This is a genomic window from Rothia sp. HMSC069C10 (genome assembly GCF_001812205.1).
GTDB lineage: Bacteria > Actinomycetota > Actinomycetes > Actinomycetales > Micrococcaceae > Rothia > Rothia mucilaginosa.
Map to the genome: position 1 here is coordinate 48,578 of NZ_KV808295.1, position 17,815 is coordinate 66,392.

A 17,815-nucleotide genomic window follows, 5' to 3' on the forward strand; every position below is an offset into this window, starting at 1 on the left:
CAGCAGCAACGACGTTCCCACCGGTAAGCCCGCCCCGGACATGTACCTGGAGGCGGCACATCGCCTCGGCTTTGAAGGTCACGAGGCGCTGGCGTTCGAGGACTCCCCCGCGGGCGCGCAGGCGGCACGTGACGCCGGTACAAAGGTTATGATTTACGTTCCGGAAGGCACCGACCCGGCAAAGGCACCGGCCGGTTTTGGGCGCTTCGATTCGTTTAATGACCCGCAGCTCTGGGAGGCGGCACGCACCTGGATCGCCAAGCTTGAGGCGGCACAGCAGTCGGAGGCGGCGCAGAACTAAGAGGCACCCGCCCCACCGCCTCACCTGGCAGGCGGCATCAAGAAAGACCCCCGGCCCGCTCTTCAAGAGCAGACCGGGGGTCTTCTATGCTTATCAGCTGCCTCTCTAGCACCCGCTCTTGTAGCCCTTTGACCTCATCAGCACTCTCGCGGAGCGCTACTTTTCCAAAGTCTCACTAAACGGTACCAATACAAAACATCACGAGAACCTGAACATTGGCAGGTTCTCGTGATGCTAGGTGTTTTAGAACTCCAAGGATGCTTATTTCGGCTGTTGCTTATAGAAAACAAAAGCGTACAGGATACTCATAAGTAGAACTACAACCTGAGCCAAAGGGTCAAGCCAATACACTTGTAAAATTACCACAGCCAACATAAAAAATACGGATTTTATGAAGGATGCCGCAGGTTGTACGTAGTTCTTATTTGCACGATATGCAGAGTACCCAACAAATCCACAAAGAATTAAAATACCGGCAACATTATAAAACATTGAATCATGCGAAGATGTAAAATAATAGAAAGAATAACCTGCGAAACATAATTCAGGTACCGGTATGTATCTAGTGTCGACCAACTTAATCACCTCAGATATTTATTCAATTTTTGCTGTCAGCGGTGGTATACCCCAATCTGCGTAGAACGCGATTCCACGTCCTTCTATACCGGCTCCGACAATAGCTGTTGATAATATCTCTAGTTTGATGTGAAACAGAACACTTTTATGATATCAATCAGCAAAATGGGAGTCAAAATTATTTTAGTAATGATTCAATAACAATTTGCGCCACTGCACACTATAGTATTTAGCTGCTAAAGCTCCCAGCCCGTTCTCTCTCCTCAGCAAACTTACATCCTAAGTCGTCTTATTGCGCTTCGGATGCTCCTCTGCCTTACACATTTCTAGGTTCTTATCGCAGATACAGCGGTAAACAGTCTTCACTTCCCCTGCTGCTTTCACCCACCTCTCTTCTTCTTTCCTACGTGCGTATGCTTTTCTTCTCTTACGAGCAGGAGATAACTCTGGTCTTGTCCTCACAACTCTCTCACTTCAGTTCTACGGTCTAGGAACTTTTATTTTACGTCCGCTTAAGCGGACTTCGCTAACGCTCAGGCTCTTTTTCTCTCTGGCTTCTCTCCTTCTGTTCCAAGACTCAACCTCACAGCTCAGGCTGAGAGAGGTGAGGGGAGAGAGAAGCGAATGCCCTTGTACTTTCCAAACAAAATACACAAAGGTATTTGAATGAAAAGCACAAGGGGTATCACAACAAACAACACAGGCCAGTCGGTCGGCTCGGTCGGTCGATTGGCGAAGCATAAGAAGCACAAACGGCTCGCTCTTCGCATAGATGGCGGAAGGCTCTAATCTTCCGCGCGGAGGGCATTCGCCCTGTGATCTGGCGGTGTTGTTGATGTGTAGGTCATAGACATGCCGGTTGCGGTGGCGTCGAACTCCACCGCGAACATTCTGACCCTGAAAATGGAAAGCTACGGTTACGCCCCGCTGGTGCGCACCTGGGTCAGCAGCAACGACGTTCCCACCGGTAAGCCTGCCCCGGATATGTACCTGGAGGCGGCGCAGAACTAAGCGGCATCCGCCCTCCACCTCGTAGCAGCATAAAAAAGACCCCCGGCCCGCTCCTCAAGGAGCAGACCGGGGGTCTTCTATGCTGTATCAGCCGTACCTACAGTACCTACAAGGCCTACAAGAGGCACGAGCTTATCGGCGCATAACCTTCTTGGCCAGGAAGTTACCGAGGAACTGAACCAGCTGAACCAGGACGATAATAATCGCCACAACAGCCCAGGTGATCTCATCGTTGAAGCGCTGGTAGCCGTCCACGATCGCAATCTTACCCAGGCCACCGGCGCCCACATAACCGGCCATTGCAGACATATCCACCACGCCGATGACGAGGAAGGTGTAACCGAGGATCAGCGGGCCAAGCGCCTCCGGAATCATCACGGTGAACAGGATGGTCAGCTTTGAAGCGCCCATCGCACGCGCCGCCTCAATCACGCCCGGGTCAATGGAGACCATGTTCTGCTCCACGATACGGGCAATAGCGAATGCAGCACCGAAGCTCATCGCGAAGACCGCCGCATTCACGCCCAGGCGGGTACCCACCACGGCGCTCGTCAGCGGGCCCAAAGCCGCAATCAAAATAATGAACGGAATCGGGCGAATCACGTTCACCAGAATATTCAGGATCGTGTACACGAAACGGTTCTGGAAGATGTTGCCCTCACGGGTGGTGTACAGCAGAGCACCCACAATCAGACCAACCAGACCGGCGCACACCATGGTGATAGTCACCATGTAGAACGTATCGCCGATAGCCGGGAGCAGCTTCTCGGGCAGGAACTCGGACCAGTCCGTCTTAGACGCAGCCAGCGGAAGAGTAGTAGCAAACATTTAGCGCACCTCCTGCACGCGGGCAACGGTCTTCAGTTCGGCAACGGCGGCATCAATGCTGGTGATTTCGCCGAGAAGTTCCAGGGTGAGGGTACCGTACGCCTTGCCCTGCAGAGTCTCAATACCGCCGCCCACAATGTTGAAGCGGACGTTACGGGCACCCAGGTAGGACAGCACCTTACCGAGCTCCTGGTTACCCTCCACGATTTCAACGTTGATGAGGTAACCCTTGTGGTTTGCGCGCAGTTCAGCCGCTTCCTTGCCGGTGGGGGCGAGCTTCACGGTGGTAGCCACGAACAGCTTTGCCACGTCGGTCTGCGGGTTGGAGAAGACGTCGTAGACGTTGCCCTGCTCCACCACGCGGCCGGACTCCATGACGGCCACACGGTCAGCGATGCTGGAGACCACGTCCATCTCGTGGGTAATCACCACGACGGTCACACCCAGTTCACGGTTCACACGCTTAAGGAGCGCAAGAACTTCATGAGTGGTTTCCGGGTCCAGCGCGCTGGTGGACTCATCAGCCAGTAGCAGGGCGGGGCTGGTCGCGAGCGCACGAGCAATGCCCACGCGCTGCTTCTGACCACCCGAAAGCTGGTTCGGGTAATGACCTGCACGGTCGGCAAGACCCACGAACTCAAGCATTTCCAGGGCGCGTTCGCGGCGGTCCTTCTTAGACCAGCCGGCAATCTTCAGCGGGAACTCGACGTTACCGAGCACGGTGCGGGAGTTCATCAGGTTGAACTGCTGGAAGATCATACCGATGTTGGTGCGTGCTTCACGCAGTTCGGAGTCGCGCTTACCGGAAATCTGGAAGCCACCGACGGTCAGGGTGCCGCTGGTGGTGGTTTCCAGGCCGTTGATGAGGCGGACCAGGGTAGACTTACCGGCGCCGGAGTAGCCGATGATTGCAAAGATTTCACCGCGGTTAATGGTGAGGGAGACGTTGTCGACAGCAACTACTGCCTTGGGGCCGTTGCCGAAGACCTTGGAGACTCCGTCCAGAACCACCATGGGCGAGGTGCTGTCGCCGAAGCTCTGTGCCAGTTCACTCATAAATATGTATCCGTAAATGTCGTGGTTGGGGCGCTAAAGGGCCTTAACGCCGTTACGCAAAGGACGGTAAGCCTTCACCCGCATCGGGTTCTTAGACTTACCGCCTTTGCGTATGCCTAGAAGAGGCGTGTATTCAGAAGATTACTTCTTGGCGCGCAGCTTGGCTTCTTCGTTAGCCAGGGACTGACGCAGCTCGTCGGTGCTCACGTTGACCTCAACAGCGGTGCCGCGGGTCTCTTCCTGAACAACATCCATGACGGGCTTGGTGTGGAAGATTTCAACAATCTTCTTGTAGGTCTCGTCGTCAGCCTTGTCCTTCTGAGCAACGAAGAGGTTCACATACTTGACAGCCGAGGGGTCGGTCTTGGGGTCGTCCTGAGCCAGGGCGTCTGCGGGCTTCAGGCCTGCATCCTTGAGGAAGTCGTTGTTGACGACTGCGCCGTCAGCGGACTCCATGCCAACCACGGTCTGGGTTGCGTCGACGGGGGTGACCTTCACCTTGGAATTAGCGGTGTCCACGTCGTCGATGGTGGGTGCGTCAACATCAGCGTTCTTGAAGGTAACCAGACCGTTGGTCTTCAGCAGCTTCAGAGCGCGGGCTTCGTTCACGGTGTCGTTCGGGATAACGATCTCGCCGCCCTGGGGGATGTCAGCCAACTTGGAGTGCTTCTTGGAGAACAGAGCCATCGGGTAGATGACGGTCGGGCCGACAATCTGCAGGTCCTTCTTAGCGCTCACGTTGTAGTTGGACAGGTACGCGATGTGCTGGAAGCGGTTCATATCGATGTCACCGGCGTCCAGTGCGGGGTTCGGCTCGGTGTAAGCGCTGAACTCCTTGAACTCAATGTCGATACCCTGCTTCTTAGCTTCTTCCTTCAGGGTCTTGTTGAACTTCTCAGAGCCAACCACACCGATGGTGACCTTCTTGGAGCTGGAGGAAGAGGAGGAGTTGGTGGAACCGCAGGCTGCCAGGCCAAAGACCATGGGGACAACTGCGAGTGCAGCAGCAAACTTCTTCACGGCTATGAATCTTTCTGTTGAATGATGATGCGTTCCACCGGGTGCTCACGTTGGTACTAGCACATCCGATGGGAATGATGATGGGACAATTACAGCATGCACAAGGGCGGGTGTGGAAGTTAATGGCTATTCATGAGACACAGAACGTCAAGGTCGTCATATTTTGTCATAATTCGTCATGCAGTGATTATTTGCCAGGTCACAAAGCGTCATTGACGGTGTATTCAGGCGCACACAAAACGCCGGCCCGGGTACGAAAACCCAAGCCGGCGTCCATCTAACCCACTCATTACGAGCAGGCGGCGAATCAACCAGTACTACTGATCGAACTCACCCGAAGCAATCAGCTGCTCACGCACCTTACGGCGCAGAACCTTACCCAGCATCGAACGGGGCAGGTCATCCACCACCACGATGCGGCGCGGAACCTTATAGCGGGTCACCTTCGAGTAGCAGTGCTCACGCAGGGTGTGTTCCTGCACCACGCGTCCCGGGGCGGCAACCACGGCGGCAACGACCATCTCGCCACCGGCGGGCAGCGGAATACCGACCACTGCCGCATCCGCGACCATGTCGTGCTGCTTGAGGGCGACCTCAACCTCCGTCGGGGAGACATTGAAGCCACCGGTGATGATGACCTCCTTGATGCGGTCCACAATCTGAATGAAGTAGTCCTCGTCCAGGCGCACAATATCGCCGGTACGCAGCCAACCCTCGGGGGTGATGGTCTTAGCCGTCTCGTCCTCACGCTTCCAGTAGCCAGCAAAACGCTGAGGGCCCTTCACCCACAGCTCGCCCTCTTCGCCCTCGGGCACGTCCTCGCCGGTCTCCGGGTCCACCACACGAATATCGGTGGAGGGGAACGGAACACCAATAAAACCGGCACGGCGAGTGTCATTGAGCGGGTTGCAGGACACCAGCGGCGCGCACTCGGTCAGGCCGTAGCCTTCCACCATGAAACCGCCGGAAGCTTCCTCCCACTCGGCAACCAGCTCAGGAGGCAGGTTCATCGCACCGGAGACTGCATAACGGATACCCTCCAGGGACACGCCGCGCTTCTTCGCCTCATCCATGAGGCGGCGGTACACCGGCGGAACCGCAGGCAGAATGGTCGGGCGAGTCTTCTTCATCGCCTTCAGAATCAGGTCCATGTCCACGGTCGGGAACAGCACCAGGCGGGCGCGGCACAGCGACGCAATCGTCACGCCCAGGGTCATGCCGTACGCGTGGAACAGCGGCAGAACCGAGTAAATCACCTCGTCATCGCCCGGGTTAATCCACGCCTCACCCATGCGGCCGTTAGACTCCAGGTTGCGGTGCGTGAGCATCACGCCCTTGGGCAGACCGGTCGTGCCAGAGGTGTACTGCAGCAGCGCAATATCGTGCGCCGTCGGGCGGCGATGCGCAGGATCAATACGCTCACTCTTGAGCAGCTGCGACCACGGCACCGTACCCGGAGCGGGACCGGTCAGCTTCTCACGCGAAGCACGCGCACTCTTCAACGGCAGCTTCAGCGCGGTACGCATCAGCGCAGGCATCGCCGAAATCATGTTCACCGAATAAATATGGCTCGGGCGAATATCATCCGGAAGACCCGTAATATGCGAAGCGATCTTATCCCACACAATCGCGACCTTCGCGCCGTGATCCTCAAACATGTGACGCAACTCAGCGCCCGTGTAGAGCGGGTTATGCTCCACCACAATCGCGCCCAAACGCAGAATCGCGTAAAACGCCGCAATATGCTGAGGGCAGTTCGGCAGAATCAGCGCCACACGGTCACCCGCCTGCACACCCGCCACGCGCAGCCCCTCCGCCGCACGCTCAATCTGGTCCCCCAGCTCAGCGTAGGTCGTGGTCGCGCCAAAGAACTCCAGCGCAACCTTATGCGGTACGGTGCGAACCGCCTCGTCAATGAGGTGGCTCAGCGAGGTTTCAGGCAGCTCAATATCGCGAGCAGTCCACGGCGTATAGTTCTTCAACCAGGGGCGATGCGCCAACGGATGCGCACCAGCAGCTACACCAGCGGATGCGCCAGCGGGGGATGCAGGAGCCGCCGCATCCTGCAGGTTCGTGTTCTTCTGAGCCTCAGTCATGCAATGATTGTGCCTTCCCGCACCCGCAGGCTTCAACTCAGCACCGTTTCTTTCCACGCTGAAAATCACACGGTACACCCGCCCCAGATACCGCAATAAACACCGAAACACTAAGGCAGAACCCAGCAACTCTGGGATACTTAAAGCATGAGTAAACGACAGCAAGACATCACTGACGAACAGTTCAAGAAGCTCCTCCGCGAAATTTCCAAGCGATTCGCCATCGCCGGAGGAGTCGTCATCCTGTTCGGAATGGCCATCATCGCACTTGCTTACCTTCTGGGAGGAGCCCACTAATGCACACCCCGCAGCGCCCCAACGGCGACATCTTCCACCGCATGGTCTCCGGCGCCGCCTACATGCCCGACGCCGAATGCGGCGCGCAGTACAAGCGCATCCACGCTGCAACCGTCCTCGCCGAAGAACACTACGCACGCGGCGAGCAGGCGCAGGCAATGCACGTCTACCGTGAACACCTCGGCCACCTGGGCGAGCACTCCCACATCCGCCCCGGCGCACGCTTCGACTACGGCGTGAACACCTACATTGGCGACGGCTCCTTCTTCAACTTCGACTGCGTATTCCTGGACGTCTGCCCGATTCGTATCGGCTCCACCGTGCTCGTCGGCAACAACGTACAGTTCCTCACCCCCACCCATCCGCTCAACCCGGTCGACCGCGCCGCTTACTGGGAAGGTGGCGAGCCTATCTCCGTTGAAGACAACGTCTGGATCGGTGGCGGCGCTATTATCCTGGGCGGTGTGACCATCGGCAAGAACTCCGTGATTGGCGCGGGCACCGTCGTCACCAAGGATGTCCCCGAAAACTCCCTCGTGGTGGGCAACCCCGGCCGTGTGGTCCGTACCCTGGACGAGAACGAACGCCCGGCATACCCGCACACCTACTCCGCAGAAGCCCTGGAAGAAGCACGCGCCTTCTACGCTGACCGCAACCGCTAAATCAGCACCCAGGACTAGAATCCAAAGGATTTAATGAACGCACAGAACAACACCCCGCAGCAGCGCCCGGCCGCCGCGGCGTCCACTCCCACCGAAAGTGACCTGTGGGAGGCGGCATTCTCCTCCGACGACCCCACCGTGGTTCTGACCGATGAGGAGCTGAACGCCGCACGCCGCGCCCACGAAAAGGCGCGCGAGTCGGCCTCTTCGGCACAGTCCTCCGCGCAGTCCTCGCAGGATGCGACCCGCCCCCTCACCGAGGCAGCTACCGCAACCCAGCCGCTCCTCTCCCCCGGCGCCACTTCTGCAGGCGCAGAATCCGGCGCTGACTTGGGCGAACCCGCTACCGACAACCTCAGCTGGCTCGACAAGCCTGCAGCCCCCAGCACGGACAACGTGCGCGGCGGCACAGCCCCCGCTACCGCGCCTGCCCCCGCTACTGCGCCGACTGCGGCGGCAAGCTACGAGGTGCCCGCACCCGGCAACGCCCATGCGGCACCCAGCGCCCCGCAGGCTAATCCGGCGGATGATGACCACTTCGTCATCCCCACCCCCGCAGGTGATGCCGCTGGCTCGGAACCCATCCTCACCGCCGCAACCGCGCTGTCCATGCAGAAGAGCCGCTACTCCCGCATGCACCTGCTGCCCGGCCTGCTCGGCTGGCTAATCACCATCTCCCTCATGGACGGTGGCCTATGGGCTATCCAGTCGTGGCTGACCCTGACCGGTCAGAGCGAGTCCATCGAGTACGCCTCGGTGGTCTCCCGACTCTTTAGCGGCGCGTCGAACGCCGTGCCGGTCGCGGTGGCGTTGAGTGTGCTCATTTTCTTCGCCTATCTGGTGGGCGGTTACGCTGCGGGACGCATGGCACGATTCGCCGGCGCTAAGCAGGGCATTGCCGTGTGGCTCTGGCAGATTATGGCGCTCATCCTCGGGTCCCTGGCGACCTTCCTCACGCCTCAGCTGTTCCAGAACGGTGTCGCGTCCCTGTCCCTGCAGAAGCTGATTGCGGGCGATTTCGCGAACGGCCTGCTCGCGGTTCTGCTGGTTCTGTCGTTGAGCTTCCTCGGCGCTATCCTCGGCGGCCTGTGCGGACGCCTGTACCACCGCCGCGTGGACAAGTACCCGAGCGACCAGGTGGCACGCGAAGACGCATAGACTTCTAAGCACCTGCGCCTCGTTGCGATAGGGATAAAACGTGCAGAAAACCTCCGGTACCTTGCGTAAGGTACCGGAGGTTTTCTGTATCTAAATATCTGTATCCTAAACGGCCTCAGCTACCCAGCAATACGGTGCTGACTAGCCCAAATGTGCCGCTTAGTGGTCCAGCAGCAGTGCAGGCTCCTCAAGAATCGCAGCCACATCAGCCATGAAACGAGCCGACAGGTCCCCATCCACCACACGGTGATCGAAGGAACCACCCAGGGTCGTCACCCAGCGAGGAATAACCTCACCATCAACCACCCACGGCTTCTGCTTGATCGTACCGAAGGCAACGATTGCCACCTCACCCGGGTTAATAATCGGGGTACCGGTATCAATACCCAGCGAACCGATATTCGTAATGGTCAGGGTGCCGTTCGCCATCTCAGCGGGCTGAGTCTTACCCTCACGGGCGCGAGTAGTCAGGTTGTTCAGAGCAATAGCGAGCTCACGCAGAGACAGCTCCTGAGCATCCTTAATGTTCGGAACCATCAAGCCGCGAGGGGTCGCCGCAGCAATACCCAGGTTCATGAAGTGCTTAATCTGGATTTCGCTATCGGTCCAGGTCGCGTTGACCTGCGGGTTACGCTCAGCAGCCCAAATGACCGCGGCGGCAAGCACCAGTAGCGGGGTGACCTTCACGCCCTCAAAGTGGCGGGACTTCTTCAAGCGCTTCACGAACTCCATGGTGCGGGAAGCATCAACATCCACGAAGATGGACACGTGCGGGGCGCTAAACGCCGAAGCAACCATAGCCTTCGCGGTAGCCTTACGCACGCCACGCACAGGGATGCGCTCAATGCGGTCACCGGGGGTGGCTGCGGGCTGCCAGAACGGCTGGCGGGCGCCGCTATGCTGCACATCGCTCAGGTGCGCCACATAGTTCATGAGGTCCTGCTTGGTCACCTGGCCGCGCGCACCGGTAGCGGTCACGTTCGCCAGGTCAACACCCAGCTCCTTTGCGGCAAGACGCACCGGAGGCGGCGCGAGGGTCGGGCGGTGCGGAACCTGCTCGGGAGCCAAAGTCGGCGCGGGAGCCGCTGCGGGCTCGGGCGCCAGACGCTGCACCACCGAGTTCAGCGGGGTGTTCTCCACAAAGCGGGAGGCGCGCTCAGCCAGCTCGCTCAGCAGGCCCTGGTTACGGTTTGCCGAGTCAGCGGGGGTGTGCGCCACGGGTGCCTGAACAGCCGGTGCGACCGGTGCCGCAGCAGCCTGTGCGGGCTGGGCTGCGGAGGCAGGGCGCTTGCGGGCGCGGCGCTTCACAGCGTCCGCCTTGGGGCCGGAGCCGACCAGTGCGGTGCCGGACTCAGCCTCTGCCGCGGCGGGTGCCGCTGGAGTTGCGGGTGCGTTGTCGCCGCCGGAGATGCTGATGATCGGGGTGCCCACCTCAACGGTTTCGCCTTCGGCAACGAGCAGCGCCTCGACGGTGCCGGCGAAGGGCGAGGGAAGTTCCACGACGCTCTTCGCGGTTTCAATTTCGACGAGGACGTCGTTGATGGCGACCTCGGTGCCGACTGCCACCTTCCAGCTGAGGATTTCTGCTTCGGTCAGGCCTTCGCCCACGTCAGGGAGCGGGAAAATCTGGGACATTTTTACCTCTCACTAGGGCATATACCCTATACGGAATATTCTGTGCGGGCTCGCAACCCGCCATAGCGCAACACGCTGATACGTCAGATCAGGGAATGCCTAGTAGTCAAAAGCGCGGTCAACCGCCTCAAGAATACGATCAATATCGGGCACGTACTCTTCCTCAACACGGGACACCGGGTACGGCATGTAGTAGCCGCCCACGCGAATCACCGGCGCCTGCAGGCTGTAGAAGCAACGCTCCGTAATCGCCGCAGCCAGCTCACCGCCCATGCCACCGAAGGTCGGCGCCTCGTGTGCGACAATCAGGCGGCCAGTCTTCGCCACCGAAGCGGCAACGGTCGGCACATCCAGCGGCGAAATCGAGCGCAGGTCAATGACCTCAATCGAGCGGCCATCCTCCACGGCAGCCTCTGCCGCAGCCAGAGCAACCGGCACCAGCGGACCGTACGCAACGATGGTCGCATCCGTACCCTCACGCACCACCTGGGCGCTGAACGGGTCAAAGGAAGTATCGCTAAAGTCCACTTCACCCTTGAGCCAGTAGCGGCGCTTCGGCTCAAAAATAATGACCGGGTCGGGGCACTCAATCGCCTTGCGGGTCATCCAGTACGCCTCGTGCGGGGTCGAAGGGGTCACAATGCGCAGACCCGCGGTGTGGGCGAACAGCGCCTCCGGGGACTCGGAGTGGTGCTCCACCGAACCAATCACGCCACCGTACGGAATGCGGATGGTCACCGGCACCGTGTACTGCTTATCGGTGCGGTTGTGGATCTTCGCCAGCTGGCTCGTGATTTGGTTGTAGGCGGGGAACACGAAGCCGTCGAACTGAATCTCCGGCACGGGTCGGTAGCCACGCAGCGCCATACCGATGGAGGTGCCGATAATGCCGGACTCACCCAGGGGCGCATCCATGACGCGGCGGTTGCCGAAGCGCGCCTGCAGGCCCTCGGTCACACGGTACACACCGCCGAGTTTGCCGATATCCTCACCGAGCATGACAACGGTGCGGTCGGCTTCCATGGCGTCTTCCAGGCCGCGGGTAATCGCCTTGGCGAGGGTCAAACGTTCAATTTTCTCGCTCATGCTTACTCCTCTTCAAAGCCTGCAACGTAGTTACGGTAGAACTCGCGGTCGTCTTCCACCTGCTGGTGTTCCTGCACGTAGACGCGGTCGAAGAAATACTCAAAGTCGGCAACCTCAGAGTTCAGCACTGCCTCACGCACGCCGTTCGCGACCTGCTGCGCAGATTCTGCAACCTCTTCGAAGAAGGCATCATCGGCGTAGCTCTGCTCGCGCAGGTACTTCTCGAGGCGAATCATGGGGTCGCGGTGCAGCGGGCCCTCAAGATCGGCGTCGGTGCGGTACTTGGTGGGGTCGTCCGCGGTGGTGTGCGGGCCGAGGCGGTAGGTCTCAGCTTCAATCAGCACGGGGCCTTCACCGGCACGGATCTTCTCCATGGCGTAGCGGGTTGCGGCGAGCACGGCGAGAACGTCGTTGCCGTCCACGCGAATGCCTTCGAAGCCGTAGCCTGCGGCGCGGGTCGATACCGGCACGCGGGACTGCACCTCGAAGGGCACGGAGATAGCCCAGCGGTTGTTCTGCACGAAGAAGAGCACCGGCGCGTTATAGGAGGCGGCGAAAACCATGGACTCGTGTGCGTCACCCTCGGTGGAGGAGCCATCACCGAAGTAGACCGCCACGGCGGGCTTCTGGGTGTCCTCGGTGGGGTCGGTTGCCTGGCCCTGACCGGTGCGGCGGGTGCCGGTTTCAGCCTCGATGTCGGCGTCGAAGTTCAGGCCCATGGCGTAGCCGACTGCGTGCAGGGTCTGGGCCGCAAGCACCTTGGTGTAGGTGTGGAAGTTGTGTGCCTTCATGTCCCAGCCGTGGGTGGTGGAGCCGCGGAAGATGGTGATCAGGTTGCGGAAGTCCACACCACGCGTCAGGGCGACGGCGTGCTCGCGGTAGGAGGGGAAGATATAGTCGTTGGGTGCGTAGGCGAGCGCGGAGCCGATCTGCGCGGCTTCCTGGCCTCGGCTCGGCACCCAGAGGGCGAGCTGACCCTGGCGCTGCAGGGCGGTTGCCTCGTCGTCGAATCGGCGGGTGGGGTACATGAGGCGGTATGCCTCGCGCAGGGTGTCTGCGTTGACGTCTTCGATGTACCGGCTGTAGGTGGGGTGTTCGTGTACGGTGCCGTTTTCATCCATGAGCTGGATGCGTTCGGGCACTCCGGGGTACTTGTCGTTCTCGTGCATCTAACCTCCACACGTGACGAGGGCTTGGCCCTCAGCGGCTTGGGTTTTAGTCTCAACTTTCACCTGATGGTGCAGGGTTTGAGGTGTTCCGGCAAGCCTGTGAGGGTCTGGGCATATATAGTTACCAGTCTACTCTTTTCGGCTTTATCTCGCGGCAGTTACGCTGATAACGCAGTGTATTATGCCCTGTCATTCACTATTTGAACATCATTAAATTAAACCTCCCATATATTCTTTTTCGAGAATATATGGGAGGTTTAATTTAACTATTGAGAGCTTTTTCGGGCCATCATTTTTCCCGCGCGAGAACCATTTGAAAAGCCCAAACAAACCTCGACAAGGGAAAATAGTACATTGTTCAATTAGGGCCGAGTGGGTACCCCCACCCCTTCACAAGACGCTCTAGAGCCCCTTCGCGAAGACCTCACAGAGCGAGAGGAAACGGTCATTCGCCTCCACCTCACCAATGCTCACGCGAACACCCTCGGTACCGAACGCACGCACCGACAGCGCATGCTCAGACATCAGCTGCACAAACTCACCCGTGCGCTCCCCCAGAGGCAGCCACACGAAGTTCGCGTAAGTGCTCGGGAAATCGTAGCCCAGCTCGCGCAGTCGAGCGGTCACGCGCTCACGCTCAGCGACCAGGTGTCTCACACGCTCCATCACCGCATCCTCATGCTCGATGGAGGCGATAGCCGCCGCCTCAGCCAGCGCCGTCACGGCGAACGGGGTTGCCGCCACGCGCAGGTGCTGCGTAATCTGCGGGTGCGAAATTGAGTAGCCCACGCGCAGACCCGCCAGGCCCTGTGCCTTGGAGAAGGTGCGCAGAATGATGACGTTCTCGTAGTCGCGGTAGATGTCCATGCCGTTCAGCGGGGCTTCTTCACCCTCCGGAACGGTGGAGGCGGCGCAGAACTCAAAGTACGCCTCATCAATCACCACGGGAATGTGGGCGGGCACCTTCGCCAGGAACGCACGAATCTGACTCTCGGTGACGGCGGGACCGGTCGGGTTGTTGGGGGTGCAGACCAGAATCAGGCGGGTGCGGTCGGTGATAGCTGCCGCCATGGCGTCCAGGTCGTGTGAGCCGTCGAGCAGGTTCGGCACCTGCACGCTGCGAGCACCCATGATGCCGACAAGGATCGGGTACGCCTCGAAGGAACGCCAGGCGTAGATGACTTCGTCCTGCACGCCGTCGGCGTTAACGCCCGCGAAAGTTTTGAGGATCTGGTTGAGCGCACCGAGGCTACCGGCACCGGTGACGATGTCGTCAGCATCCACGCCCAGTCGTGCGGAGAGCTTCTGGCGCAGGGCGGTGGAGAGCGGGTCGGGGTAGCGGTGCGCGGTCGCAAATTCTGCGAGGACGCGCGCAACCTCGGGTACGGGGCCCAGCGGGTTCTCGTTGGAGGAGAGCTTGTACTGGGTGAGGCCTTCAACGGGTGCGGGCGGCTTGCCTGCCGCGTAGCTGGGCAGTGTGTTGAAGACGGGGCGGACCGGGATATTGGCGTGTTCAGCTGACTGGCTCATGGTTCCAGTATGTGCCTGCGGGCGGCTCGGAGGCTAACGCTTCTCACCTGGAGAGCAGGTCGCGAGCAAGCTGTACCTGTGCAGGTAGCAGAGACTAGCCGCGAGCGCTGTACGCATAGATGGAGGGGCGCCGCCGGGGTTGTTCCCAGCGGTGCCCCTCCTTTTCTCTTCTCTACTCTACTCGTCCCCTCCACCCTCCACCGAGCCGTCAAGATTGGTTCTTGAGGCTGGGCTTTTAGACCATCAGGGGTTCACGCTCCTCGATGGGAGTCAAATCCTCGGGAGGGCCTGGTGCGCGGAACCCGGGGTCGATGTTCTCGGGCGGAGTCGGTGCGAGGAATCCCGGGTCAATGCTCTTGGGCCGGAGCATGGGCGCGGGTTTCAGCCCCGGCAGAGTGGGGATGAGCGACTCAACGCCGTCGTAGTCTCCACCCTGCCCGGCTCCGAAGATTGGAGGATTCTTGAGCGCGGAACCTACATTAGGGAGCTGCAGGCGATCGATGATTGGCTGAGTAACAGCCTTTTCGATGTGCGTATGCAGATCTGCAGGTTTGGGCAGAATGTTCGGCGGGATTAGACCTGCAGGGGGTAGCTGCCCCTCTGCCTCGATTCGAGTGGGCATCTTGATGGGCGCAGGCTCCGGACGACTCAGGTCCACCGGCATATTGATGGGGGCAGGTTCGGGGCGACTCAGGTCGCCCGGCATATTGATGGCGGGCGGAATATTCTGCGGGTTGTATCCCTGCAGGAGGGGCACCTTGGGCATCTGCGGCACGGGGGTTTCGGGCCAGGCAGGCTTCGGGTTCTGAGGCTTTTCCTGCGGAGTCGGCTCGGGGTAAGGGAGACGAGGCTTGCCTGCCTCCCATGCGTCTTTAGTCCCTTGTTTGATTTTTTCCGCCTTATTTTTGGCGTCCTGAACGCCCCTAACCTTACCGTCTGTTGCTTGTACAATCACTTCGTCTAGGCCCTGCTCATCAATCTTAACTCCCGACATGTAGGCTTGACCTGTGTAAGCTCCGATACGTGCGATCGTTACTTTAGTTCGTTCAGCCGAGCTGTACCCGTCTGGCATAGCAGAGCCCGAGGTAACCTTCTGTTCCCCCAGCACATACTCTTTACCGTCCATCGCGGCACGCATACCGCCAAATACCGCTCCACTATATCCTTCGCGTTCTAGGGCTTCTCGGTATTTTTCGCCACTATGTTTAGGGTTCTGGACGGTAATTGCTGTATCACGTTCATCAGGACGCCAGCCTCCCTCTTCCCTCCGTGCACTATCCGGAACAATATCGCCTTCACCTTCTACATAATCCACGGCGAAACCACGGCGTTTGGCAGGCAAGCCTCGTAGCGGAGTACCTTGAGCATAGATACCCACGATATTGATTTCCTTAGCAACCTCGAGACTATTAGCCATGTTGTAGGCAATCATGGCTCCCTGACTGAAACCCTCCATGTACACACGGGCACCCTGCGGTGCTCCAGCATCACGGAGAGCCTGCAAAACCATCTGGTAAGCAGAGTTCTTCGTGGTATCTTCACCTAAGGTTTCACGTACGGCACCTGCCGGGTCCATGGGAGAACCACCCAAGGAATTAAAGTTAGTACCCGGAATACTCACGACGTATAGAGCATGGGCGGGGTCGCCTTCGTGTCCTGCTTCGTACATGACGGTGACGAGCACGGCACCGCGTTCACCCTTAGTCGGGTCCTGCTGGGAACGTTCAAACTCCTGGTCCTGCGCCTGAGCCGCCGCAAGCAGGCGATCCGAGCTGGCACCTACAGAGAGCTGGCTTTTCTCGCCACGATGTGCAGCAACACCGTATTGATCAGCTGAGGTAGTGCGCACATTATAAGCTTTTTTCCCAGTAGCCTTGATGAGGCTGGTTCCAGAAAGTCCGAACGCACCACCACCCAGTGCCTTTCGAACAAGTCCTCGCGGAATGCCAAACATGTCTGCAAGGCGGTCAAATGTTCGCTGACGAGCAATTTCGGGGTTCAAATTGGCATCCATATAGGCGGTGAAGCCGAAAAGAATACCCGCTACGAGAGGCGAATACGGAAGCGTCCGAGATGCCGCAAAGTACCCAAGCTCGGGAATGGTGAGCTTCAAGAGGTAGGTAGCTTCGCCGGGTTCTCCGGCGATGAGTCCGCGCAGGTGGTCTCGGGTGCTGCGTCCGTCGGGTAGCTTGCCGTCCTTTGCGATGCCCATGGAGTCGAACCAGCCTGCGACAATATTTTCGGTCTGCAGGTAGGAGCTGTGAGCGGCACGGACAGCAGCTGCGGTGGTGCCGAACTTTGCGGCACTCATACCGAGGTCTGCAGCGACGCCGGTGCAGAGGGCGGCAGCCTGCTGGGCGCGTCCGTTGATGCCGAGGAAGAGCCGGGTTTCAGCGGCGATGCCAAGAATGGGCATGGTGCGGTCGGCGCAGGTGCGGCTGACGGTGTCGAGCCCGTCGGCGATGGCGGGCATTTCTTCAAGGGCGACGCTGATGGTGCCTGCGGTGGGCCCTGCGGAGTTGCTGAGGTCACCGATGGGCGCAACGGTGGGTCCGGTAATCATGGTGTCTCCTAGGGGGAGGTTAGTGGGTTCGGATGAGCGAGCTCAGCCCGTCGGGCAGGTTCACGTGCATGAGTGAATCGAGCGTTGACTGGGCTTTTTGCACGCCTGAGCGGGCGATGATTTCGCCGGGGTTGAGCTTTTCGAGGGCGTCGGCGGCGCTGTCGGCGAGTTTGCCGAGTAGGTTATCTACGGCGGAGGCGGCAGCTTGGATTGCTTGGGCTTTGGAGGTCAGGTCGTTGGCGAGTTCTTCACCGGCGGCGGCGATCATGGCGGCGGTGCCTTCGGCTTGTTCGGCTTGGGTGCGGATTTTTTCGCGATGTTCTTCGAGTTGTCGCCGATAGGCGCGTCCGGCTTCGGATGCCCAGCGGTCGCCGTTGAGTTCGTTGGCGCGTTGGTGTGCGGTGCGGATTTCTTGGGCTTCGGTGCGCATCCTGTGGGCGAGTTCTGCCCCTTTGGCGCGGGCGAGGGTGGCAGCCGCCATGAGCTGTTCGGCGAGGGCGTGGCCGGCGGCGGTGCCGATGCCCATGTGTCCTGCTGCGCGGAGGATATCGGTTGGTTCGATTCTGGGCAGTTGGGGTGCGTGAGGTGGTGCGGTGTCGACGATTGTGTTCACGGGGCGTCCTTTCGGTGGTTGGACTGGTTGTTTGTGCGCCTGTTTCTGTCCTGTGTTTGGGTTTGTTTTAGGCTAAATCTGCCGCGGTGACCGTGCAGGTGGAGTGCGCCAACCTGTGGATAACTCAAGCTTGTTTCGAAAAATTCGCACGTTTTGCGTCCTCAAAACCCAAAAATGCCCCCTCCGCGCCCCCTCGTTTTGTCATATTTCTGTA

General features: G+C 59.4%; 15 protein-coding genes. 5 read left to right on the forward strand and 10 right to left on the reverse strand.

The genetic code is table 11. From position 1 onward, the window contains the following. The coding region (locus HMPREF2842_RS09340; protein ID WP_246823146.1) for an HAD family hydrolase at nt 1-301 on the forward strand (301 nt) is incomplete at its 5' end. Nucleotides 302-1,729: 1,428 nt separating this feature from the next. After that, complete coding sequence (locus HMPREF2842_RS09060; protein WP_371259996.1) at nt 1,730-1,888, forward strand: HAD family hydrolase; 159 nt, start codon at nt 1,730-1,732, stop codon at nt 1,886-1,888. 132 nt (nt 1,889-2,020) lie between these two features. On the opposite strand, the gene HMPREF2842_RS02060 is transcribed toward HMPREF2842_RS09060, so the two are convergent. From HMPREF2842_RS02060 to HMPREF2842_RS02075, 4 genes are all read right to left on the reverse strand, one after another. Continuing rightward, nucleotides 2,021-2,716: a methionine ABC transporter permease gene (locus HMPREF2842_RS02060; protein ID WP_049349935.1), complete on the reverse strand. Its 696-nt coding sequence runs from the start codon at nt 2,714-2,716 to the stop codon at nt 2,021-2,023. Beyond that, complete coding sequence (locus HMPREF2842_RS02065; protein ID WP_049340881.1) at nt 2,717-3,772, reverse strand: methionine ABC transporter ATP-binding protein; 1,056 nt, start codon at nt 3,770-3,772, stop codon at nt 2,717-2,719. Between the two features lie 141 nt (nt 3,773-3,913). Further along, complete coding sequence (locus HMPREF2842_RS02070) at nt 3,914-4,792, reverse strand: MetQ/NlpA family ABC transporter substrate-binding protein (RefSeq protein WP_070642352.1); 879 nt, start codon at nt 4,790-4,792, stop codon at nt 3,914-3,916. Nucleotides 4,793-5,109: 317 nt separating this feature from the next. After that, on the reverse strand, nt 5,110-6,888 hold the full coding sequence (locus HMPREF2842_RS02075; protein ID WP_083309197.1) for a long-chain-fatty-acid--CoA ligase: 1,779 nt from the start codon (nt 6,886-6,888) through the stop codon (nt 5,110-5,112). Between the two features lie 147 nt (nt 6,889-7,035). Between HMPREF2842_RS02075 and HMPREF2842_RS09245 the strand changes: the two genes are divergently transcribed. From HMPREF2842_RS09245 to HMPREF2842_RS02085, 3 genes are read left to right on the forward strand one after another with little or no spacing between them, the layout of a single operon-like run. Beyond that, nucleotides 7,036-7,185: a hypothetical protein gene (locus HMPREF2842_RS09245; protein WP_005504480.1), complete on the forward strand. Its 150-nt coding sequence runs from the start codon at nt 7,036-7,038 to the stop codon at nt 7,183-7,185. Then, complete coding sequence (locus HMPREF2842_RS02080) at nt 7,185-7,847, forward strand: sugar O-acetyltransferase (protein ID WP_070642355.1); 663 nt, start codon at nt 7,185-7,187, stop codon at nt 7,845-7,847. The genes HMPREF2842_RS09245 and HMPREF2842_RS02080 overlap by 1 nt, the downstream gene beginning before the upstream one ends. A 33-nt stretch (nt 7,848-7,880) precedes the next feature. After that, nucleotides 7,881-9,005: a hypothetical protein gene (locus HMPREF2842_RS02085; protein ID WP_070642358.1), complete on the forward strand. Its 1,125-nt coding sequence runs from the start codon at nt 7,881-7,883 to the stop codon at nt 9,003-9,005. A gap of 159 nt (nt 9,006-9,164) precedes the next feature. On the opposite strand, the gene HMPREF2842_RS02090 is transcribed toward HMPREF2842_RS02085, so the two are convergent. The 6 genes from HMPREF2842_RS02090 to HMPREF2842_RS02115 form a co-directional block, all read right to left on the reverse strand. Beyond that, complete coding sequence (locus HMPREF2842_RS02090; RefSeq protein ID WP_070642360.1) at nt 9,165-10,640, reverse strand: dihydrolipoamide acetyltransferase family protein; 1,476 nt, start codon at nt 10,638-10,640, stop codon at nt 9,165-9,167. A 99-nt stretch (nt 10,641-10,739) separates the two neighbouring features. Further along, nucleotides 10,740-11,726, reverse strand: coding sequence for an alpha-ketoacid dehydrogenase subunit beta (locus HMPREF2842_RS02095; protein WP_049327015.1), 987 nt, complete (start codon nt 11,724-11,726; stop codon nt 10,740-10,742). Nucleotides 11,727-11,728: 2 nt separating this feature from the next. Continuing rightward, complete coding sequence (locus HMPREF2842_RS02100) at nt 11,729-12,895, reverse strand: thiamine pyrophosphate-dependent enzyme (RefSeq protein ID WP_070642364.1); 1,167 nt, start codon at nt 12,893-12,895, stop codon at nt 11,729-11,731. 402 nt (nt 12,896-13,297) lie between these two features. Continuing rightward, the gene (locus HMPREF2842_RS02105; protein WP_070633674.1) at nt 13,298-14,425 is read right to left on the reverse strand and encodes a histidinol-phosphate transaminase; all 1,128 of its coding nucleotides are present in this window, start codon (nt 14,423-14,425) and stop codon (nt 13,298-13,300) included. A 235-nt stretch (nt 14,426-14,660) separates the two neighbouring features. Continuing rightward, on the reverse strand, nt 14,661-16,988 hold the full coding sequence (locus HMPREF2842_RS02110; RefSeq protein ID WP_070633673.1) for an extensin: 2,328 nt from the start codon (nt 16,986-16,988) through the stop codon (nt 14,661-14,663). A gap of 19 nt (nt 16,989-17,007) precedes the next feature. Next, nucleotides 17,008-17,514: an ABC transporter substrate-binding protein gene (locus HMPREF2842_RS02115; protein WP_246823148.1), complete on the reverse strand. Its 507-nt coding sequence runs from the start codon at nt 17,512-17,514 to the stop codon at nt 17,008-17,010. Nucleotides 17,515-17,815 lie beyond the last annotated feature (301 nt).